The sequence below is a fragment of the Pseudomonas sp. NFACC04-2 genome (assembly GCF_900119265.1).
GTDB classification, from domain to species: domain Bacteria; phylum Pseudomonadota; class Gammaproteobacteria; order Pseudomonadales; family Pseudomonadaceae; genus Aquipseudomonas; species Aquipseudomonas fluorescens_AA.
Window position 1 is genome coordinate 67836 of sequence record NZ_FPJC01000009.1, and the last position, 19188, is coordinate 87023.

The window sequence follows — 19188 nt, forward strand, 5'->3', positions numbered from 1 at the left end:
ATGTTCTTTGAAATGAGCACTGGAATGATCCGTGGCCTGGGCACCGTCGTGGTGTTCATCGCCTTCATCGGCCTGACCCTGTGGGTATTCAGCAGCAAGCGTGGCCCGGAATTCGCCCAGGCGCGCCTGCTGCCGTTCGCCGACGAACCGCCCGCCGACATCACCCCACAAGACCCTGCGACAAGGAGTACCCGGCCATGACCACCTTCTGGAGTACGTGGATCTGCGTACTGACCATCGGCAGCCTGATCGGCCTGACCTGGCTGCTGATCGGCACCCGCAAGGGCGAAACCAAGGGCAGCGTCGACCAGACCATGGGCCACAGCTTCGACGGCATCGAGGAATACGACAACCCATTGCCGCAGTGGTGGTTCCTGCTGTTTGCCGGCACCCTGGTGTTTTCCGTCGGTTATCTGGTCCTGTATCCAGGCCTGGGCAACTGGAAAGGCATCCTGCCCGGGTACGAGAATGGCTGGACCGGCGCCCATGAATGGGAAAAGGAGATGGCCAAGGCCGACGCCAGGTTCGGGCCGATCTTCGCCAAATTCGCCGCCATGCCCGTGGAAGAAGTGGCAAAGGACCCACAAGCCCTGAAGATGGGTGGGCGCCTGTTCGCCTCCAACTGCTCGGTCTGTCACGGCTCGGACGCCAAGGGTGCCTTCGGCTTCCCGAACCTGACTGACAGCAACTGGCGCTGGGGTGGCGCCGCCGACACCATCAAGGCGACCATCATGGGCGGTCGCATGGCGGCGATGCCGGCCTGGGGCGAGGTGCTGGGGGACGCCGGGGTCAAGAACGTGGCCGCCTATGTACGCCACGACCTGGCCGGCCTGCCTTTGCCGGCAGACAGCGGTGCTGATCTGCAGGCCGGCCAGCAGGCTTTCAACACCACCTGCGTGGCCTGCCACGGCGCCAACGGCCAAGGGACCGAAGCCATGGGCGCGCCAAACCTGACGCAACCGGCCGGTTTCATCTACGGCACCAGCCTGGCCCAGTTGCAGCAGACCATTCGCCATGGTCGCCAGGGCCACATGCCGGCGCAGAATGAACTGCTGGGCAATGACAAGGTGCAACTGCTCGCGGCTTACGTCTACAGCTTGTCCCAGGGCGCCCGCACCGAGCGCCTGCAAGCGGAACACAAAAGCGAATAAATCCTGACCGCACAAACAGCCGCATTCACCTGGATGCGGCTGTTTCGTGCCCCTGCGCGACGCATTGTCGCACCCTCCCATCGTCTTCCTTTCGGTTCCCCGGAATCAGGTCTAAGCTTGCCTCTGCGTGCGCTGGCGACTGCCGGTTTCAGGTCGACCCGACCCGATGCGTTCGACAATCGTTCGACAAAAAGGCCGCAAAGGCAGGTGATTACCGGCTGTTGCGACAGTTGCCTGGCATCACCCGAACGCCGTGTTCGAACACACCCCGTTACAACCGACCTGACCCCCTCGCCTCTTTCCTTCGTTGCGACATTTTGCCGAGGGTCAATTTTGTCCCTACTCGGCACATGGAAAGGCCGCAGAATCAGCTTTGGAAAGCATTGACCCAGGTCATGGCGCGTTGCAATGCCCCCCCGCTTTCTCCATACTTGCGACCGATTTTTATCCTAATAAAACACCCAAACCGTGGAACCTTAGAATGAGCACAGCAATCAGTCCGACTGCTTATAACTATAAGGTAGTCCGCCAGTTCGCCATCATGACGGTGGTCTGGGGGATCCTTGGCATGGGGCTCGGTGTCTTCATCGCCTCGCAACTGGTCTGGCCGGAGTTGAACTTCGATCTGCCATGGACGACATTTGGACGCCTGCGCCCGCTGCACACCAACCTGGTGATCTTCGCCTTCGGTGGTTGTGCGTTGTTTGCCACTTCTTACTACGTCGTGCAGCGAACCTGCCAAACGCGACTGATCTCCGACAGCCTCGCCGCCTTCACCTTCTGGGGCTGGCAAGCGGTCATCGTCGGTGCGATCGTGACCTTGCCAATGGGTTTCACCACCACCAAGGAATACGCGGAGCTGGAATGGCCCCTGGCTATCTTGCTGGCCATCGTCTGGGTGACCTACGGTTTGGTGTTCTTTGGCACCATCGTCAAGCGCAAGACCAAGCACATCTACGTCGGTAACTGGTTCTACGGTGCCTTCATCGTCGTGACCGCCATGCTGCACATCGTCAACCACGCCTCCCTGCCGGTCAGCTTCTTCAAGTCGTACTCGGCCTACTCGGGCGCGACCGACGCGATGATCCAGTGGTGGTACGGCCACAACGCCGTGGGTTTCTTCCTGACCACCGGCTTTTTGGGGATGATGTACTACTTCGTGCCGAAGCAGGCCGAGCGTCCGATCTATTCCTATCGCCTGTCCATCGTCCACTTCTGGGCGTTGATCACCCTGTACATCTGGGCCGGTCCGCACCACCTGCACTACACCGCACTGCCGGATTGGGCGCAGTCCCTGGGCATGGCGATGTCGATCATCCTGCTGGCGCCAAGCTGGGGCGGCATGATCAACGGCATGATGACCCTCTCGGGTGCCTGGCATAAGCTGCGCACCGACCCGATCCTGCGCTTTCTGGTCGTGTCGTTGGCGTTCTACGGCATGTCGACTTTCGAAGGCCCGATGATGGCCATCAAGACCGTCAACTCCCTGAGCCACTACACCGACTGGACCATCGGCCACGTACACGCCGGTGCGCTCGGCTGGGTGGCGATGATTTCCATCGGCGCCATCTATCACATGATCCCAAAACTGTTCGGTCGTGCGCAGATGCACAGCACCGGCCTGATCAACGCGCACTTCTGGCTCGCGACCATCGGCACCGTGCTCTACATCGCCTCGATGTGGGTCAACGGCATCACCCAAGGCCTGATGTGGCGTGCGATCAACGACGACGGCACCCTGACCTACTCGTTCGTCGAAGCGCTGCAAGCCAGCCATCCTGGCTTCATCGTACGTGCCCTGGGCGGCGCGTTCTTCGCCAGCGGCATGCTGTTCATGGCCTACAACGTGTATCGCACCGTTCGTGCCTCTGACCCGGCTGAAGCTGAAGCCGCCGCCAAGATCGCCGTAGTTGGAGCTCACTGATGAAGCACGAAGCAGTAGAGAAGAATATCGGCCTGCTGGCCTTCTTCATGGTCATCGCCGTGAGCATCGGCGGCCTGACCCAGATCGTTCCGCTGTTCTTCCAGGATGTGACCAACAAGCCGGTCGAAGGCATGAAGCCGCGTACCGCCCTTGAACTGGAAGGCCGCGACATCTACATCGCCAACGGCTGTGTCGGCTGCCACTCGCAGATGATCCGTCCGTTCCGTGCCGAGACCGAACGCTACGGCCACTATTCGGTTGCCGGTGAAAGCGTCTGGGACCACCCGTTCCTGTGGGGCTCCAAGCGGACCGGCCCGGACCTGGCCCGCGTTGGCGGCCGTTACTCCGACGACTGGCAGCGTGCGCACTTGTACAACCCGCGCAACGTTGTGCCTGAGTCGAAAATGCCGGCCTACCCGTTCCTCGTAGAAAACAAGCTCGACGGCAAAGACACCGCCAAGAAAATGGAAGTCCTGCGGGCCTTGGGCGTGCCTTACACCGACGAAGACATCGCCGGTGCCAGGGATGCCGTCAAGGGCAAGACTGAAATGGACGCGCTGGTGGCCTATCTGCAAGGCCTGGGCACCATCATCAAAAGCAAACGGTGATCTGAATGGATATCGGGATGATTCGTGGCCTGGGCACCGTCGTCGTGATGGTGGCCTTTATCGGCCTGGCCTTGTGGGTGTTCAGCCCCAAGCGCAAGTCGGAGTTTGACGACGCGACCTTGCTGCCGTTCGCGGATGATCCCGAGGCCATCAAGCACGTCGAGCAAGCTTCTAGGAGTAACAAAGAATGACTACGTTCTGGAGTCTGTACGTCACAGTCCTCAGTCTGGGTACGATCTTCGCCCTGACCTGGCTGCTGCTGTCGACCCGCAAGGGCCAGCGCAGCGAAGCCACTGAAGAGACGGTTGGCCACTCCTTCGACGGGATCGAAGAGTACGACAACCCGCTGCCGAAATGGTGGTTCATGTTGTTCGTGGGCACCATCGTGTTCGCCCTCGGTTACCTGGTGCTCTACCCTGGCCTGGGCAACTGGAAAGGCCTGCTGCCAGGCTATAACTACCTGGACAACGAAAAGCAGACCGCCTTCGCCAACGGCCAGACCGGCTGGACAGGCGTTCACGAGTGGGAAAAGGAAATGGCTCGCTCGGACGCCAAGTTCGGCCCGATCTTCGCCAAGTTCGCCTCCATGCCGATCGAAGAGGTCGCCAAGGACCCGCAAGCCCTGAAGATGGGTGGCCGCCTGTTCGCCTCCAACTGCTCGGTCTGCCACGGTTCCGACGCCAAGGGTGCCTATGGCTTCCCCAACCTGACCGACGCCGACTGGCGCTGGGGTGGTGAGCCGGAAACCATCAAGACCACCATCATGGGCGGCCGTCACGCCGTGATGCCGGGCTGGGCTGCTGTGGTGGGCGAACAAGGCGTGGCCGACGTGGCTTCCTACCTGGTGACCAGCCTGCACGGTCGCAAGCTGCCAGAAGGCGCCAAGGCCGACCCGGCCAACGGCCAGAAACTGTTCGCGGCCAACTGCGTGGCCTGCCACGGTCCTGCCGGCAAGGGCACGCCCGCCATGGGCGCACCTGACCTCACGCATCCGGCCGGTTTCATCTACGGTTCGAGCTTCGCCCAACTGCAGCAGACCATCCGCTACGGTCGCCAGGGCCAGATGCCGGCCCAGGCCGACCTGCAAGGCAACGACAAGGTCCACCTGCTGGCCGCCTATGTCTACAGCCTGTCCCACGGCGAAAAGGCACCTGCGGCTGACGCCCAGTAAAGCCAACGCCTGATGCACCAAAGGCCCCGTCAACCAGCGTTGACGGGGCCTTTTCGTTTGCCGGTACGCCAGGACGAAATTGTTTTATCTTGCCCGCAAACAGCAGTGGTAGTAACGTGCCTACATTCAGTTCTATCGAGAACGCCGCCATGTCCATCACCACTATTTCCAGCCGCGAATTCAACCACGACACAAGTGGTGCCAAAAAAGCCACCCGCCAGGGGCCGGTCATCATTACCGACCGTGGCAAGCCGGCCCATGTACTGCTAAGCATTGAGGAGTACCAGAAACTGACCGGCATCGGCACCAGCATTGTCGAGTTGCTGGTCATGCCCGATGCGCCGGATATCGACTTCAATACCGAGCGCGCCGTCATCAAGCCCCGCTCGGTGGACCTGTCCTGAATGTTTTTACTCGATACCAACGTCATTTCCGAACTGCGCAAATCCCAGGCAGACCCAAACGTCCAGGCCTGGGCGCGCAGCGTTCCCGCTCCCAGCCTGTACGTCTCGGCGATTACCGTACTGGAACTGGAAACCGGCGTGCTGCGCTTCGAACGCAAGGACCCGACGCAAGGCAGCCGCTTGCGAGCCTGGTTGGATAATCACGTGCTGCCTGCCTTTGCCGGCCGGATCCTGGCGGTCGACCGCGCCGTCGCGCTGCGCTGTGCTCGCCTGCACGTTCCGGATCGCAGCAATGAATGCGACGCACTGATTGCTGCCACTGCGTTGGTCCACGGACTGACCGTAGTCACCCGCCACGTGAGCGATTTCCAGAGCAGCGGCGTGGCGGTGCTCAACCCATGGTCATCCCGTCCTCCCGCTTGAGACGGCATGCATTTCTATGGCGAGGGAGCCTGATCCCGCTGGGTTGTGTAGGGGCTGGCGAAGCCTGCGATCTTTGATCTTCGCTTGGGATTCAAGCGTCAGGGGAAAGATCGCAGCCTCGTTTCACTCGAGAGCTCCTACAGCTCCTACAATGTCAATTGATCTGGGTCATGACTTGTTACATCCGCTACACCATTCTGTGCAGACGCCCAACGCGACCAAAGGTCGCACCCTTGAGCCAGAGCTACAGGCGTATCATTGCGCCACTGCAATACCCTTTCTGACCGAGGTCGGCACGCACTGGCCCCGGCACTTTTCCACTGCCGTGGGATGCAATTGATGAGCAACCAGATTCCGGTACATGACGTTACCCCGCCTGCCAAGGGCGCGAACAAGAGCGTCGACCTGTATGCCTCTCGGGAAAAAATCTACACCCGCGCCTTCACCGGCCTGTTCCGTAACCTGCGGATGCTGGGCGGAGCGCTCTTGTTCCTGCTGTATTTCGGTACAGTCTGGTTAAACTGGGGCGGCCACCAGGCTGTCTGGTGGAACCTGCCGGAACGCAAGTTCTTCATTTTCGGTGCGACGTTCTGGCCCCAGGATTTCATCCTGCTGTCGGGGATGCTGATCATTGCGGCATTTGGCCTGTTCTTCATCACGGTCTATGCCGGACGGGTGTGGTGTGGCTACACCTGTCCACAAAGCGTATGGACCTGGATCTTCATGTGGTGCGAAAAAGTCACCGAAGGCGATCGCAACCAGCGCATCAAGCTCGACAAGGCTCCCATGGGCGCCAACAAATTTTTGCGCAAGTTTGCCAAGCACAGCCTGTGGCTGCTGATCGGCTTCGTCACCGGCGTGACCTTTGTCGGTTACTTCACACCGATCCGCGAACTGGTGTTCGAGTTCTTTACCGGTCAGGCCGATGGCTGGTCGTATTTCTGGATCGGCTTCTTCACCCTCGCCACCTATGGCAACGCCGGCTGGCTGCGTGAGCAGGTGTGCATCTACATGTGCCCTTACGCGCGCTTCCAAAGCGTGATGTTCGACAAGGACACCTTGATCGTGTCCTACGACCCGCGTCGTGGCGAAAGCCGTGGCCCGCGCAAGAAAGGTGTGGACTACAAAGCCTTGGGCCTTGGGGACTGCATCGACTGCACCATGTGCGTCCAGGTCTGCCCGACCGGCATCGACATTCGCGACGGCCTGCAGATCGAATGCATCGGCTGCGCAGCCTGCATCGACGCCTGCGACAGCATCATGGACAAGATGGACTACCCGCGCGGCCTGATCAGCTACACCACCGAACACAACCTCTCGGGGCAGAAAACCCATAAACTGCGCCCGCGCCTGATCGGTTACGCCTTGGTGCTGCTGGCCATGATCAGCTTGCTGGCGGCGGCGTTCTTCATGCGCTCGCTGGTGGGTTTCGACGTCAGCAAGGACCGCGTGCTGTACCGTGAAAACGCCGAAGGCCGGATCGAGAACGTCTACAGCCTGAAGATCATGAACAAAGACCAACGCGACCATACGTACGTCCTGGAAGCCTCAGGCCTGCCCGACCTCAAGCTGCAAGGCCGTCGGGAAATCAAGGTCGCGGCCGGCGAGATCTACAGCCAGCCGGTTGAACTGTCCAGCGCACCGGAGCAACTGCCATCGAGCACCAACGAGGTGACCTTCACCCTCAAGGACGCCGATGACGAAAGCGTACATGTCGAAGCCAAGAGCCGGTTCATCGGCCCACAAACTCGTTGAGAGAAATGAACATGCCTGCAGCAACCGCCACCAGCCCTTGGTACAAGCACCTCTGGCCGTGGATCATCATCGCGATCCTGAGCTGTTCGGTGACACTGAGCCTGACGATGGTGACCATTGCGGTGAAGAACCCGGACAACCTGGTCAACGACAACTATTACGAAGCCGGCAAGGGTATCAACCGCTCGCTGGAGCGCGAACTGCTGGCCCAGACCCTGCAACTGCATGCCAACGTGCAACTGGATGACGTGACCGGCGAAGTGAACCTGCGCCTGAACGGCAACAGCCGCCCCCAGACCGTGGAACTGAGCCTGATCTCGCCGACCCAGCCGGAGAAGGACCGCAAGATCGTCCTGACCCGCAACGATAGCGAACCGGGGCGCTATGTCGGCCAGTTGACGGACAAGGTCGAAGGCCGGCGCTTTGTCGAATTGCTGGGGGTGGAGAACGACAAGACCTGGCGCCTGTTCGAAGAAGAACAGATCAACCACGACCAGGCCATCCTGCTCGGTGATGAACCGCTGCAAGGCGCTGAAGACCTGAAAAAATAAGCTGCTCACCGCCCTGTAGGAGCTGCCGAAGGCTGCGATCTTTTGATTTTTGATCTTCCGTTTGAGACTCAAGTGTCACGGGAAAGATCGCAGCCTTCGGCAGTTCCTACAGTTCGTTTACCCCTTGCAAGCCTTCATGCGACAACCATGACCACTCCACAGCCCTGCTACCACTGCGCCCTGCCCGTCCCCCCTGGCAGTCGCTTCACCGCCGTTGTCCTCGGTGAAACCCGCGAGCTGTGCTGCCCGGGCTGCCAGGCGGTGGCCGAGGCCATTGTCGCCGGTGGCCTGGAAAGCTACTACCTGCATCGCAGTGAAGCGTCGGCCAATCCCGAGACCCTGCCCGTCCAGTTGATCGATGAACTGGCGCTGTACGATCGCCCTGACGTGCAGCAGTCGTTCGTGCGTCATGAGGGCGAATTGGCCGAAACCACCCTGTTGATGGAAGGCATCAGTTGCGCCGCCTGCGGCTGGTTGATCGAAAAACAGCTGCGCAGCCTGCCGGCCGTGGCCGAGGCGCGGTTGAACCTGTCCAATCATCGCCTGCACGTACGCTGGGCCGACGCCCAGTTGCCGCTGAGCACGCTGCTCGCCGAGTTGCGCCAGATCGGCTACGTTGCCCACCCGTACCAGGCCGACCAGGCGTGCGAGCAACTCGCCGCACAAAACCGCCTGGCACTGCGCCAGTTGGGCGTGGCCGGTCTGCTGTGGTTCCAGGCGATGATGGCGACAATGGCCACCTGGCCGGAATTCAACATCGACCTGAGCCCGGAGATGCACACCATCCTGCGCTGGGTCGCCTTGTTTCTCACCACGCCCATCGTGTTCTACAGCTGCGCGCCGTTCTTCAAAGGTGCCATGCGCGACCTGCGCACACGCCACCTGACCATGGACGTTTCGGTGTCCCTGGCCATTGGCAGCGCCTACATTGCCGGGATCTGGACGTCGATCACAGGCGTTGGCGAGTTGTACTTCGATGCCGTGGGCATGTTTGCCCTTTTCCTGCTGGCCGGCCGTTACCTGGAGCGCCGGGCCCGGGAGCGCACGGCCGCCGCCACCGCCCAATTGGTCAATCTGTTACCGGCCTCGTGCCTGCGCCTGGCGGATGATGGCCAGAGCGAACGCATCCTGCTCAGCGAATTGCGCACCGGTGACCGGGTGCTGGTGCATCCCGGGGCAGTCCTGCCGGCTGATGGCAAAGTCCTCGAGGGGCAGTCCAGCATCGACGAATCCCTGCTGACCGGTGAGTACCTGCCCCAACCTCGGCAGGTGGGCGACGCGGTCACCGCGGGCACGCTGAACGTCGAAGGCGCCTTGACCGTCGAGGTGCTGGCCCTCGGGCAAGATACCCGCTTGTCGGCCATCGTTCGCCTGCTGGAACGGGCTCAGGCCGAGAAACCGCGATTGGCGGAAATCGCCGATCGCGCCGCCCAATGGTTCCTGCTGTTCTCCCTGGTCGCGGCGGCGGCCATTGGCCTGTTGTGGTGGCAACTGGATGCCTCACGGGCCTTCTGGATCGTCCTGGCGATGCTGGTCGCCACTTGCCCCTGCGCATTGTCCCTCGCCACGCCGACCGCCCTTACCGCAGCCACCGGTACCTTGCACAAACTTGGCCTGCTGCTGACGCGTGGCCATGTACTGGAGGGCCTGAACCAGATCGACACGGTCATTTTCGACAAGACCGGCACCCTCACCGAAGGCCGCCTGGCATTGCGCGCCATTCGGCCATTGGCGACCCTCGACGGCGATCACTGCCTGGGCCTGGCCGCGGCCCTGGAAAACCGTTCGGAACACCCCATCGCCCGTGCTTTTGGCCGCGCCCCATTGGCCGCCGAGCAGGTGCAGAGCACCCCGGGGCTGGGCCTGGAAGGCCTCGTGGCCGAACAACGCCTGCGCATCGGCCAGCCCGGTTTTGTCTGCGAACTGAGTGGCGCCGCCATACCGCAGATGCCGGACGAAGCCGGGCAATGGCTGTTGCTGGGCGATGAGGTCGGGCCGCTGGCCTGGTTCGTCCTCGATGACCGCTTGCGCGCCGACGCCCCGGCCCTGCTGGCGGCCTGCAAGGCGCGGGGCTGGCGAACACTGCTGCTGTCGGGCGACAGTTCGCCGATGGTTGCCAGCGTCGCCGCCGAACTGGGCATCGATGAGGCCCGGGGCGGCCTGCGCCCGGACGACAAACTGGCGGTGTTGCAGCAATTGCACCAACAGGGCCGAAAGGTGCTGATGCTCGGCGATGGCGTGAACGACGTGCCCGTGCTGGCGGCGGCGGACATCAGTGTCGCCATGGGCTCGGCCACCGATCTGGCCAAGACCAGCGCCGACGCCGTGCTACTGTCCAACCGCCTCGACGCCCTGATCCACGCCTTCAATCTGGCCCGGCGCACCCGCCGAGTGATCGTCGAGAACCTGGTGTGGGCAGGGCTGTACAATGGCCTCATGTTGCCGTTCGCCGCCCTTGGCTGGATTACACCGGTGTGGGCCGCGGTCGGCATGTCCATCAGTTCGTTGACCGTGGTGTTGAATGCCCTGAGGCTGACGCGTCAGCCCAAGGCGCAGGTTTTCACCGCCGCGCCCGATACCCGCCCGCTGCCGGCTTGAGCCGCGCGGGCATGGAGTTCCAACATGCCAGCTCTTTACGTGATGATCCCGGCCGCGCTGCTGATCGTGGCCATCGCCGTGTACATTTTCTTCTGGGCCGTGGACAGCGGACAGTACGACGACCTCGACGGTCCGGCCCATAGCATCCTGTTCGACGATCAGGACCCGAACCACAAGGCGGCGGTGGACGAAGCCAGTAGCGAGGTCCGCAAGCCGGACGACAAGGCCCCACCCCATGCTTGACCTGGCGCCACTGCTGGTTTCAGCCGTTATCCTTGGCCTGCTGGGCGGCGGCCATTGCCTGGGCATGTGCGGCGGCCTGATGGGCGCCCTGACCCTGGCGATTCCCAAGGAACAGCGCAGTCGCCGCTTTCGGTTGCTGCTGGCATACAACCTGGGGCGCATCCTGAGCTATGCCACTGCCGGGCTGCTGATCGGCCTGGCCGGTTGGGCCGTGTCCAACAGTCCAGCGGCGATGATCATGCGGGTGCTGGCCGGCCTGCTGTTGATTGCCATGGGCCTGTACCTGGCGGGCTGGTGGAGCGGCCTGACCCGCATCGAAAGTGTGGGGCGTGGCTTGTGGCGGCACATCCAACCCGTCGCCAACCGCTTGCTGCCGGTGTCGAGCCTGCCCCGGGCCTTACTGCTCGGTGCCCTATGGGGCTGGCTGCCTTGCGGATTGGTCTACAGCACCCTGCTATGGTCCGCCAGCCAGGGCAATGCCCTGGACAGCGCCCTGCTGATGCTCGCCTTCGGCCTGGGCACTTGGCCGGTGCTGCTCGCCACTGGCCTGGCCGCCGAGCGTATCACCGCCCTGCTGCGCAAACGCAGCGTGCGCATGGCCGGAGGGCTGTTGGTGATTGTTTTCGGGATCTGGACACTGCCGGGGCCGCATCAGCATTGGCTCATGGGCCATTGACCGAGTCGCCCCCCATCGCGAGCAAGCTCGCTCCCACAGGCGCCGCAGAGCAAATGTGGGAGCGAGCTTGCTCGCGATGAGGCCATCATCGACAACACCCATGCCCTGTTGACACAAATCAAGACCACCCCGCGCCTCCCCCTCTAGACTCGCCCCATGCCAGCCTACCCGGGGAACACCCGCATGCTCGACGCCATCCGTTGGGACTCAGACCTGATCCGCCACTACGACCTGGCGGGACCACGCTACACCTCGTACCCGACTGCGGCGCAGTTCGGCGGCCAGGTGGGCACCTTCGACCTGCTCCATGCCCTGCGTGACAGCCGCAAGGCCCGACGGCCACTGTCGGTGTATGTACACGTGCCGTTCTGCGCGAACATCTGCTACTACTGCGCCTGCAACAAGGTCATCACCAAGGACCGTGGCCGCGCCCACGCCTATCTGCAGCGCCTGGAACAGGAAATCCAGCTGATCGGCTGCCACCTGGACCCGGCCCAGCCCGTGGAACAGTTGCACTTTGGCGGCGGCACCCCGACGTTCCTCAGCCACGACGAGCTGCGCCAACTGATGGCCACGCTGCGCAAGCACCTCAACCTGCTGGACGACGACTCCGGCGACTACGGCATCGAGATCGATCCCCGGGAAGCCGACTGGTCAACCATGGGGCTGTTGCGTGAACTGGGGTTCAATCGGGTCAGCATCGGCCTGCAAGACCTTGACCCGGCGGTGCAGCGTGCCGTCAATCGCCCGCAAAGCCTGGAAGAAACCCGCGCTGTGGTCGAGGCTGCCCGCACCTTGCAGTTCCGTTCGATCAACATTGACCTGATCTACGGCCTGCCCAAGCAGACCCCGGACAACTTCGCCCGCACGGTCGATGAAGTCATCCACCTGCAACCGGACCGGCTCTCGGTGTTCAATTACGCCCACCTGCCGGAACGCTTCATGCCCCAGCGGCGCATCAACAGCCAGGAATTGCCGAACCCGGAGCAGAAACTGGCGATGCTGCAGGGCACCATCGAACAACTGACCGCCGCCGGCTACCGCTACGTCGGCATGGATCACTTCGCCCTGCCCGACGACGATTTAGCCATCGCCCAGGAAGAGGCTACGTTGCAGCGCAACTTCCAGGGCTACACCACCCATGGCCATTGCGACCTGATCGGCCTCGGCGTGTCGGCTATCAGCCAGGTCGGCGACCTGTACTGCCAGAACAGCAGCGACCTGAACCATTACCAGAACACCCTCGCCGACGGGCATCTGGCAACCAGTCGCGGCTGGGTATGCAACGCCGACGACCGACTGCGGCGTGCGGTGATCCAGCAATTGATTTGTCATTTCAACCTGGTCTTCGCCGAGATCGAGCAAACCTTCAATATCGATTTTGGCGGATATTTTGCGCCGTTATGGCCGCAATTGCAGGCCATGGCCAAGGACGGTCTGATCGAGCTCGACAACATGCACATCAAAGTCCTGCCCGCCGGGCGCCTGCTGGTGCGATCCGTGTGCATGGTCTTCGATGCCTATCTGGAGCAACACAACCGGCAGCGCTTCTCCCGAGTTATCTGAGCGCGACAATTTGACGACGAAACCGCACTGGCCGGAGTGCCTACGCTGGGGTACCCTTACGGCTTATGTGTGTTTTCCCACAAGGATTGAAGAAATGTCCGAGCCAGTCAAACTGCGCGCCCACAACCAGGCCCACTGCAAGGATTGCAGCCTGGCTCCCCTGTGCCTGCCACTTTCATTGAATCTGGAGGACATGGAGGCGCTCGACGAAATCGTTAAACGGGGCCGTCCGTTGAAAAAAGGTGAATTCCTGTTTCGCCAGGGCGACACCTTCGATTCCGTCTACGCGGTGCGCTCGGGCGCCTTGAAAACCTTTAACTTGAGCGATGGCGGCGAAGAGCAGCTCACCGGTTTCCACCTGCCCAGCGAACTGGTGGGCCTGTCGGGCATGGACACTGAGAGCCATCCAGTCTCGGCCCAGGCGCTGGAAACCACCTCGGTGTGCGAAATCCCCTTCGACCGCCTGGACGAGTTGGCCATACAATTGCCGCAACTGCGTCGTCAGTTAATGCGGGTCATGAGCCGGGAAATCCGTGACGATCAGCAGATGATGCTGCTGCTTTCAAAAAAAACCGCCGACGAGCGCATCGCCACGTTCCTGGTCAACCTCTCGGCACGCTTCCGCGCCCGCGGGTTCTCGGCCAACCAGTTCCGCCTGAGCATGTCGCGCAACGAAATCGGCAATTACCTGGGCCTGGCGGTGGAAACCGTGTCCCGGGTGTTCACCCGTTTCCAGCAGAACGAATTGATTGCCGCCGAAGGCAAGGAAATTCACATCCTCGACCCGATCCAGCTCTGCGCCCTGGCCGGCGGCTCGATCGACGGCTGATGAACCAGCGCGGCTGAGGGATTTTCCCCGCCGCGCTATACTGCCGCGTTTGCAGCCCTGCCAGGACACCTCCACGATGGTCTTTGACTCCTTCGACATCAAATCCCTGATCCGCCCCGTGATCGATTTCCCCAAGCCCGGCGTGATCTTTCGCGACATTACCCCACTGTTCCAATCCCCGACCGCCCTGCGCCTGGTCATGGACAGTTTCGCCCACCGCTATGTCGAGGCCGAGTTCACTCACATTGGCGCGATGGATGCCCGCGGTTTCCTGATCGGTTCGATCCTGGCCTATCAGTTGAACAAACCGCTGGTCTTGTTCCGCAAGCAAGGCAAGCTGCCGGCCGACGTACTGGCCGAGGGATACCAGACCGAATACGGCGAAGCCTTCCTTGAAGTGCATGCCGACAGCCTGTGCGAGGGAGACTCGGTGGTGATGTTCGATGACCTGATCGCCACCGGTGGCACGCTGATCGCCGCCGCCAACCTGATCCGCCGCATGGGCGCCAAGGTCCACGAGGCCGCAGCGATCATTGACTTGCCGGAACTGCTCGGCTCCCAACGCCTGGAAGACATGGGGATCCCGACGTTCTGCCTGACGCAGTTCTCCCTCAGCGAAAAATAACGCTCACTACGAAACCTAATGTGGGAGCGGGCTTGCTCGCGAAGGCGGAGTATCAGTTAGCCCTTATGTTGGCTGACACCCCGCTTTCGCGAGCAAGCCCGCTCCCACAAGGAATTGGGTAGCTGTTACAACGCGATCGGCTTACGGCCCGCAAACGAATGCGCCAGCGTCCCGCCATCAACCAATTCCAGCTCGCCGCCCAAAGGCACGCCGTGGGCGATGCGGGAGGCGACCAGGCCTTTGTTGTTCAGCAGTTGGGCGATGTAATGGGCGGTGGCTTCGCCTTCGACCGTCGGGTTGGTGGCGAGGATGACTTCCGTGAACGTGCCCGCTTCCTCGATCCGCGCGACCAACTGCGGAATGCCGATGGCTTCCGGCCCCAAGCCGTCGAGCGGGGACAAATGGCCCTTGAGCACGAAATAACGACCACGAAAACCGGTCTGCTCTACCGCATACACATCCATCGGCCCCTCCACTACGCAGAGCAAGGTGTCGTCCCGACGCGGGTCGGCGCATTGCGGGCAGAGGTCATCCTCGGTGAGGGTGCGGCATAAACGGCAATGCCCTACGCCTTCCATGGCCTGGCTCAAGGCCTGGGCCAGGCGCGAACCGCCGCTGCGATCACGCTCGAGCAATTGCAACGCCATGCGCTGGGCAGTTTTCTGACCCACACCCGGCAACGTTCGCAGGGCATCGATCAGTTGGCGAATCAAGGGGCTGAAGCTCATGGAGGAAATGTCCGACATAACAACGAGACGCGGTTTATACCCGCGCCTCCGATTAGCGTCAAATACTCAATCCTGCGCGACCCGCACCACCAACTTGCCGAAGTTGCGCCCTTCAAGCAGGCCGATGAACGCCTGCGGCGCATTTTCCAAACCATCGACCACGTCTTCACGGAACTTGATCTTGCCATCGCGCACCCAAGGGGCCATGGCACTGATGAACTCCGGCTGACGGTCACCGTAGTCGTCGAACACAATAAACCCCTGGATCCGCACGCGCTTGGTCAGCAAAGTACGCTGCAGCTGCGGCAAGCGATCCGGACCGCTCGGTGCTTGATGATCGTTGTAGGAGGCGATCAGGCCACAGAGCGGGATCCTCGCCTTGGCGTTGAGCAACGGCACGACGGCATCGAAGACCTTGCCGCCGACGTTTTCGTAATAGATATCGATGCCCTTGTCACAAGCCTGCGCCAGTTCCTCGGCAAAATTGGCGCTCTTGTGATCGACACAGGCATCAAAGCCCAGCTCATCGACCACGTATTTGCATTTCTCGCTGCCGCCCGCGACCCCGACGACACGCAGGCCCTTGATCTTCGCCACCTGGCCGACCACCGAGCCCACGGCACCCGAGGCGGCCGCGACCACCAGGGTTTCCCCGGTCTTGGGCTGGCCGATGTCCATCAGCCCCATGTAAGCGGTCATGCCCGGCATGCCCAATACACCCAAGGCCATCGACGGGCTGGGCAGCCCGGACGGGATGGGCATCACGTTGCGCCCATCGCTGATGCTGTGGCTCTGCCAACCCGTGGCGCCCACCACCAGATCACCTTCCTGGAATTTCGGGTGCATGGAACGCTCTACACGGCTGACAGCGCCGCCGGTCATCACCTCGTCGATTTCCACCGGCGCGGCGTAGGAAGGTGCGTCGCTCATTCGCCCACGCATGTAGGGGTCCAGGGACAGGAACAATGTCTTGAGCAGGATCTGACCCTCCTGCAAGTCAGGCAGCGTTACCTGTTCAAGGCGGAAATTGTCCGGGGTCGGGGCGCCATGGGGGCGAGAGGCCAGGACGATACGCTGGCTGGTGGTCGATGCTTGTGACATGGAAGCGTCTCCTTGATCGTTGAGTGGCACGTATAGGGAGCAGACCATGGCCGAGGGGGCGGCGTTCGATGTTTGTTCGGTTGGACCGCAATGGTCGCATCGCGAGCAAGCTCGCTCCCACATAGGACCTGCGACGCACCTCACAATTGAGGGAGACTTCAATCCAGTGTGGGAGCGAGCTTGCTCGCGATAGCGGCTGGACATCCAACGCTGTATCTGGGCCAGAAATAAAAATGCCAGGCGCGATGCCTGGCATTGGGTGTAGCCCATCCCGACCGGGATGGCGAATCAGAACGGCAGTTTCATGCCCGGTGGCAGTTGCATGCCAGCGGTCATGCCAGACATCTTGTCCTGGCTGTTGGCTTCGATCTTGCGCACCGCGTCATTGACGGCAGCGGCGAACAGGGCTTCGAGCATTTCCTTGTCGTCTTCGCTCAGGCCTTCGACCACGCTTGGATCGATGCTGACACGCTTGATGTCGTGACGACCGGTCATGACCACGGTCACCATGTCGCCACCGGATTTGCCGGTGACTTCGGCGTTGGCCAGTTCTTCCTGCATCTTGGCCATTTTTTCCTGCATCTGCTGCGCCTGCTTCATCAGGCCGGCCATGCCACCTTTCATCATGGGAATCACCTCGAAAGTACTTGGATAAACAACACGCCCGGCCCGTTCGGCCCGGCGCCTTCAGTTATGAGCCCTGGGTGACCGGGGCCTCGACAGGTTCGATAGTATCGTGACGGACCACGGCGCCGAACTGTTGCATCATCTGCTGGATGAATGGATCACCGTGGATCGACTCCTCGGCTTCGCGCTGACGGTCGGCACGGCGGCGGGATGCGGCCTGGGCCGGAGTCTCCTGCTCGGGCTTGATCAGCTCGATGGTCAGCGTCAGGGTGCGCTGATGGTACTGGTTCAGCGCATCGTTGAGGCGACGTTGCTGGGTCGCGTTGAACAGTGCGCTGTGGGCCGGGTCCAGGTGCAGCAGCCAGTGGTCGCCTTCCACGGCCATCAGCGTGCAGTTGGCGGCGATGCTGCCGGTCATGCCGCTGATCGGCAGTTTAGGGAACAGTTCCAGCCATTGCAGGGCCAGCCCGGTGGCCGGCATCGCCGCCGGTTCCGGCTCGGGCTCCGGGGCCGGCTCAGCGGCGTGCTCGCTGGCCAGGTCGTCCAGGTAGCTGTACGCCGAATCCATGTCCGGCTCGATGTAATCCTCATCCAGCGGCGGCTCGTCGTCCAGGTCGATGCCCGGCGTAGCGAGATCGACGTCGGCCACCGTCGGCTCGGGCACGGGCGCTGCGACCCATTCCGGCGCATCGGGCACCACGCTGTCGGGCGTCGGCAGGGGCATCGGCGGCAACTCGGGCTGCTCGGCGACGGTTTCCAATACAGGCTCGACGACCGGCTGCTGGACCACTTGCGGCTCGACCGGGTCGTTCCAAGGCAGGTCGACGACTTCTTCGGCAACGGGCTCGGGCAGCGCCTCGACGACCGGCTCGGGTTCCGGCTCGGGCGTCACGACGACAGGCGCCGGCACCGGCTGGGCTACAGGTGCCACCGCTGCCGGAGCCGAGGCCACTGCCGGCGCAACGACGGGCGCGGCAGCCACTGGCTTGGCGGAATCAGCTGTGGCCTGGCTGATCCCCACTGGCTTTAGCGTTTGCCTCGGGGCGTCCGCCGTGTCGGCTGGCCGGAACGCCAGCATTCGCAACAGGACCATTTCGAAGCCGCCTCGCGGATCCGGTGCCAAGGGCAGGTCACGACGGCCGATCAGGCCCATCTGGTAATAGAACTGCACGTCTTCGGCCGGCAGCGCCTGGGCCAGGGCCAGTACGCGATCACGGTCGCCATGGCCGTTGTCGACGCCTTCAGGCAGAGCCTGGGCAATGGCGACACGGTGCAGCACGTTGAGGATTTCCGAAAGTACGCCATTCCAGTCCGGCCCCTGCTCGGCCAGGTGACGCACCGCCTCGAGCAGCGCCTTGGCATCGCCTTCGATCAGTGCATGCAAGACGTCATAGACCTGGCCGTGGTCAAGGGTGCCGAGCATGGCTCGGACATCGGCGGCCATGACCTTGCCTTCACCGAAAGCGATAGCCTGGTCGGTCAGGCTCATGGCGTCGCGCATCGAACCATCGGCGGCGCGGCCCAGCAGCCACAACGCATCGTCTTCGAATGGCACGTTCTCGACGCCCAATACGTGGGTCAGGTGCTCGACCACCCGTTCCGGCGTCATGTTTTTCAGGGAGAACTGCAGGCACCGCGACAGAATCGTTGCAGGAAGTTTCTGTGGGTCGGTGGTCGCCAGGATGAACTTGACGTAGGGCGGCGGTTCTTCGAGGGTCTTGAGCAGCGCATTGAAGGAATGGCTGGAGAGCATGTGCACTTCGTCGATCAGGTAGACCTTGAAGCGCCCACGGCTCGGGGCGTACTGCACGTTGTCGAGCAGTTCGCGGGTGTCTTCGACCTTGGTGCGGCTGGCGGCGTCGATCTCGATCAGGTCGACGAAGCGGCCCTCGTCGATTTCCCGACAGACCGAACACTCGCCACAAGGTGTCGAAGTAATACCGGTTTCACAGTTCAGGCATTTGGCAATGATCCGCGCGATGGTGGTCTTGCCCACGCCCCGGGTACCGGTGAACAGGTAGGCGTGATGCAGCCGCTGGCTGTCCAAGGCATTGATCAGAGCCTTGAGCACATGGGTCTGGCCGACCATTTCGCGGAACGAGCGCGGACGCCATTTACGTGCAAGAACCTGATAACTCATCGAAAACCGTCGCAACGAAGGAACATAAGCGGCTAATGCTAGCGGAGCAGGGGCGAAATTGCATCCGG

The 19188-nt window shown here is 62.1% G+C and carries 20 protein-coding genes; 16 read left to right on the forward strand and 4 right to left on the reverse strand.

Annotation, left to right across the window (positions count from 1 at the left end):
- The 16 genes from BT125_RS14210 (at nucleotide 1) to BT125_RS14285 (ending at nucleotide 14524) form a co-directional block, all read left to right on the forward strand.
- Complete coding sequence (locus BT125_RS14210) at nucleotides 1–201, forward strand: cbb3-type cytochrome oxidase subunit 3 (protein ID WP_060743060.1); 201 nt, start codon at nucleotides 1–3, stop codon at nucleotides 199–201.
- Nucleotides 198–1151, forward strand: a complete 954-nt coding sequence (ccoP, locus tag BT125_RS14215) for a cytochrome-c oxidase, cbb3-type subunit III (RefSeq protein WP_072407853.1) — start codon at nucleotides 198–200, stop codon at nucleotides 1149–1151. Before BT125_RS14210 ends, ccoP (BT125_RS14215) begins: the two co-directional genes overlap by 4 nt.
- 481 nt (nucleotides 1152–1632) lie before the next feature.
- Nucleotides 1633–3075 carry a cytochrome-c oxidase, cbb3-type subunit I gene (ccoN, locus tag BT125_RS14220; RefSeq protein WP_053120682.1) on the forward strand — a complete coding sequence of 481 codons (1443 nt, stop codon included), beginning with the start codon at nucleotides 1633–1635 and terminating at the stop codon, nucleotides 3073–3075.
- Nucleotides 3075–3683, forward strand: a complete 609-nt coding sequence (gene ccoO, locus BT125_RS14225; RefSeq protein ID WP_072407855.1) for a cytochrome-c oxidase, cbb3-type subunit II — start codon at nucleotides 3075–3077, stop codon at nucleotides 3681–3683. The genes ccoN and ccoO overlap by 1 nt, the downstream gene beginning before the upstream one ends.
- A 5-nt stretch (nucleotides 3684–3688) precedes the next feature.
- Nucleotides 3689–3874 (forward strand): CcoQ/FixQ family Cbb3-type cytochrome c oxidase assembly chaperone, encoded by a 186-nt coding sequence (locus BT125_RS14230; RefSeq protein WP_003183474.1) that lies wholly within the window; start codon nucleotides 3689–3691, stop codon nucleotides 3872–3874.
- Nucleotides 3871–4854, forward strand: coding sequence for a cytochrome-c oxidase, cbb3-type subunit III (gene ccoP, locus BT125_RS14235; RefSeq protein WP_060738428.1), 984 nt, complete (start codon nucleotides 3871–3873; stop codon nucleotides 4852–4854). The genes BT125_RS14230 and ccoP (BT125_RS14235) overlap by 4 nt, the downstream gene beginning before the upstream one ends.
- Nucleotides 4855–5003: 149 nt before the next feature.
- On the forward strand, nucleotides 5004–5258 hold the full coding sequence (locus BT125_RS14240; protein ID WP_072407857.1) for a type II toxin-antitoxin system Phd/YefM family antitoxin: 255 nt from the start codon (nucleotides 5004–5006) through the stop codon (nucleotides 5256–5258).
- Complete coding sequence (locus BT125_RS14245) at nucleotides 5259–5681, forward strand: type II toxin-antitoxin system VapC family toxin (protein ID WP_072407859.1); 423 nt, start codon at nucleotides 5259–5261, stop codon at nucleotides 5679–5681.
- A 339-nt stretch (nucleotides 5682–6020) separates the two neighbouring features.
- Nucleotides 6021–7436 carry a cytochrome c oxidase accessory protein CcoG gene (gene ccoG, locus BT125_RS14250; RefSeq protein WP_072407861.1) on the forward strand — a complete coding sequence of 472 codons (1416 nt, stop codon included), beginning with the start codon at nucleotides 6021–6023 and terminating at the stop codon, nucleotides 7434–7436.
- A gap of 11 nt (nucleotides 7437–7447) precedes the next feature.
- Nucleotides 7448–7987 carry a FixH family protein gene (locus BT125_RS14255; RefSeq protein ID WP_072408031.1) on the forward strand — a complete coding sequence of 180 codons (540 nt, stop codon included), beginning with the start codon at nucleotides 7448–7450 and terminating at the stop codon, nucleotides 7985–7987.
- A 147-nt stretch (nucleotides 7988–8134) separates the two neighbouring features.
- Nucleotides 8135–10585, forward strand: a complete 2451-nt coding sequence (locus BT125_RS14260) for a heavy metal translocating P-type ATPase (protein ID WP_072407863.1) — start codon at nucleotides 8135–8137, stop codon at nucleotides 10583–10585.
- A gap of 24 nt (nucleotides 10586–10609) precedes the next feature.
- Nucleotides 10610–10828 (forward strand): cbb3-type cytochrome oxidase assembly protein CcoS, encoded by a 219-nt coding sequence (ccoS, locus tag BT125_RS14265; RefSeq protein WP_072407866.1) that lies wholly within the window; start codon nucleotides 10610–10612, stop codon nucleotides 10826–10828.
- On the forward strand, nucleotides 10821–11504 hold the full coding sequence (locus BT125_RS14270) for a sulfite exporter TauE/SafE family protein (RefSeq protein ID WP_072407868.1): 684 nt from the start codon (nucleotides 10821–10823) through the stop codon (nucleotides 11502–11504). The genes ccoS and BT125_RS14270 overlap by 8 nt, the downstream gene beginning before the upstream one ends.
- A 183-nt stretch (nucleotides 11505–11687) precedes the next feature.
- Nucleotides 11688–13070 carry an oxygen-independent coproporphyrinogen III oxidase gene (gene hemN / locus BT125_RS14275; protein ID WP_072407870.1) on the forward strand — a complete coding sequence of 461 codons (1383 nt, stop codon included), beginning with the start codon at nucleotides 11688–11690 and terminating at the stop codon, nucleotides 13068–13070.
- 94 nt (nucleotides 13071–13164) lie between these two features.
- Nucleotides 13165–13899, forward strand: a complete 735-nt coding sequence (gene fnr, locus BT125_RS14280) for a fumarate/nitrate reduction transcriptional regulator Fnr (RefSeq protein ID WP_072407872.1) — start codon at nucleotides 13165–13167, stop codon at nucleotides 13897–13899.
- 76 nt (nucleotides 13900–13975) lie between these two features.
- Nucleotides 13976–14524 (forward strand): adenine phosphoribosyltransferase, encoded by a 549-nt coding sequence (locus tag BT125_RS14285; protein WP_003183509.1) that lies wholly within the window; start codon nucleotides 13976–13978, stop codon nucleotides 14522–14524.
- A 125-nt stretch (nucleotides 14525–14649) separates the two neighbouring features.
- Here BT125_RS14285 and recR read toward each other — a convergent pair whose 3' ends face one another.
- From recR to dnaX, 4 genes are all read right to left on the reverse strand, one after another.
- Nucleotides 14650–15252: a recombination mediator RecR gene (gene recR / locus BT125_RS14290; protein ID WP_072408033.1), complete on the reverse strand. Its 603-nt coding sequence runs from the start codon at nucleotides 15250–15252 to the stop codon at nucleotides 14650–14652.
- Nucleotides 15253–15318: 66 nt separating this feature from the next.
- Nucleotides 15319–16353 carry an NADP-dependent oxidoreductase gene (locus tag BT125_RS14295; RefSeq protein ID WP_072407874.1) on the reverse strand — a complete coding sequence of 345 codons (1035 nt, stop codon included), beginning with the start codon at nucleotides 16351–16353 and terminating at the stop codon, nucleotides 15319–15321.
- Nucleotides 16354–16641: 288 nt separating this feature from the next.
- Nucleotides 16642–16980 carry a YbaB/EbfC family nucleoid-associated protein gene (locus BT125_RS14300; protein WP_003183512.1) on the reverse strand — a complete coding sequence of 113 codons (339 nt, stop codon included), beginning with the start codon at nucleotides 16978–16980 and terminating at the stop codon, nucleotides 16642–16644.
- A gap of 64 nt (nucleotides 16981–17044) precedes the next feature.
- Nucleotides 17045–19120, reverse strand: a complete 2076-nt coding sequence (dnaX, locus tag BT125_RS14305; protein WP_072407876.1) for a DNA polymerase III subunit gamma/tau — start codon at nucleotides 19118–19120, stop codon at nucleotides 17045–17047.
- Between the last annotated feature and the right edge of the window lie 68 nt (nucleotides 19121–19188).

What these genes read in the sequence shown, in the direction of transcription:
- fnr (WP_072407872.1), top strand. Translation starts at nt 13,165, where the DNA reads ATGTCCGAGCCAGTCAAACTGCGCGCCCACAACCAGGCCCACTGCAAG.
- BT125_RS14230 (WP_003183474.1), top strand. Translation starts at nt 3,689, where the DNA reads ATGGATATCGGGATGATTCGTGGCCTGGGCACCGTCGTCGTGATGGTG.
- BT125_RS14270 (WP_072407868.1), top strand. Translation starts at nt 10,821, where the DNA reads ATGCTTGACCTGGCGCCACTGCTGGTTTCAGCCGTTATCCTTGGCCTG.
- ccoP (WP_060738428.1), top strand. Translation starts at nt 3,871, where the DNA reads ATGACTACGTTCTGGAGTCTGTACGTCACAGTCCTCAGTCTGGGTACG.
- ccoS (WP_072407866.1), top strand. Translation starts at nt 10,610, where the DNA reads ATGCCAGCTCTTTACGTGATGATCCCGGCCGCGCTGCTGATCGTGGCC.
- ccoP (WP_072407853.1), top strand. Translation starts at nt 198, where the DNA reads ATGACCACCTTCTGGAGTACGTGGATCTGCGTACTGACCATCGGCAGC.
- BT125_RS14210 (WP_060743060.1), top strand. Translation starts at nt 1, where the DNA reads ATGTTCTTTGAAATGAGCACTGGAATGATCCGTGGCCTGGGCACCGTC.
- dnaX (WP_072407876.1), bottom strand. Translation starts at nt 19,120, where the DNA reads ATGAGTTATCAGGTTCTTGCACGTAAATGGCGTCCGCGCTCGTTCCGC.
- BT125_RS14260 (WP_072407863.1), top strand. Translation starts at nt 8,135, where the DNA reads ATGACCACTCCACAGCCCTGCTACCACTGCGCCCTGCCCGTCCCCCCT.
- ccoG (WP_072407861.1), top strand. Translation starts at nt 6,021, where the DNA reads ATGAGCAACCAGATTCCGGTACATGACGTTACCCCGCCTGCCAAGGGC.
- BT125_RS14255 (WP_072408031.1), top strand. Translation starts at nt 7,448, where the DNA reads ATGCCTGCAGCAACCGCCACCAGCCCTTGGTACAAGCACCTCTGGCCG.
- ccoN (WP_053120682.1), top strand. Translation starts at nt 1,633, where the DNA reads ATGAGCACAGCAATCAGTCCGACTGCTTATAACTATAAGGTAGTCCGC.
- BT125_RS14245 (WP_072407859.1), top strand. Translation starts at nt 5,259, where the DNA reads ATGTTTTTACTCGATACCAACGTCATTTCCGAACTGCGCAAATCCCAG.
- BT125_RS14300 (WP_003183512.1), bottom strand. Translation starts at nt 16,980, where the DNA reads ATGATGAAAGGTGGCATGGCCGGCCTGATGAAGCAGGCGCAGCAGATG.
- BT125_RS14240 (WP_072407857.1), top strand. Translation starts at nt 5,004, where the DNA reads ATGTCCATCACCACTATTTCCAGCCGCGAATTCAACCACGACACAAGT.
- BT125_RS14285 (WP_003183509.1), top strand. Translation starts at nt 13,976, where the DNA reads ATGGTCTTTGACTCCTTCGACATCAAATCCCTGATCCGCCCCGTGATC.
- BT125_RS14295 (WP_072407874.1), bottom strand. Translation starts at nt 16,353, where the DNA reads ATGTCACAAGCATCGACCACCAGCCAGCGTATCGTCCTGGCCTCTCGC.
- ccoO (WP_072407855.1), top strand. Translation starts at nt 3,075, where the DNA reads ATGAAGCACGAAGCAGTAGAGAAGAATATCGGCCTGCTGGCCTTCTTC.
- hemN (WP_072407870.1), top strand. Translation starts at nt 11,688, where the DNA reads ATGCTCGACGCCATCCGTTGGGACTCAGACCTGATCCGCCACTACGAC.
- recR (WP_072408033.1), bottom strand. Translation starts at nt 15,252, where the DNA reads ATGAGCTTCAGCCCCTTGATTCGCCAACTGATCGATGCCCTGCGAACG.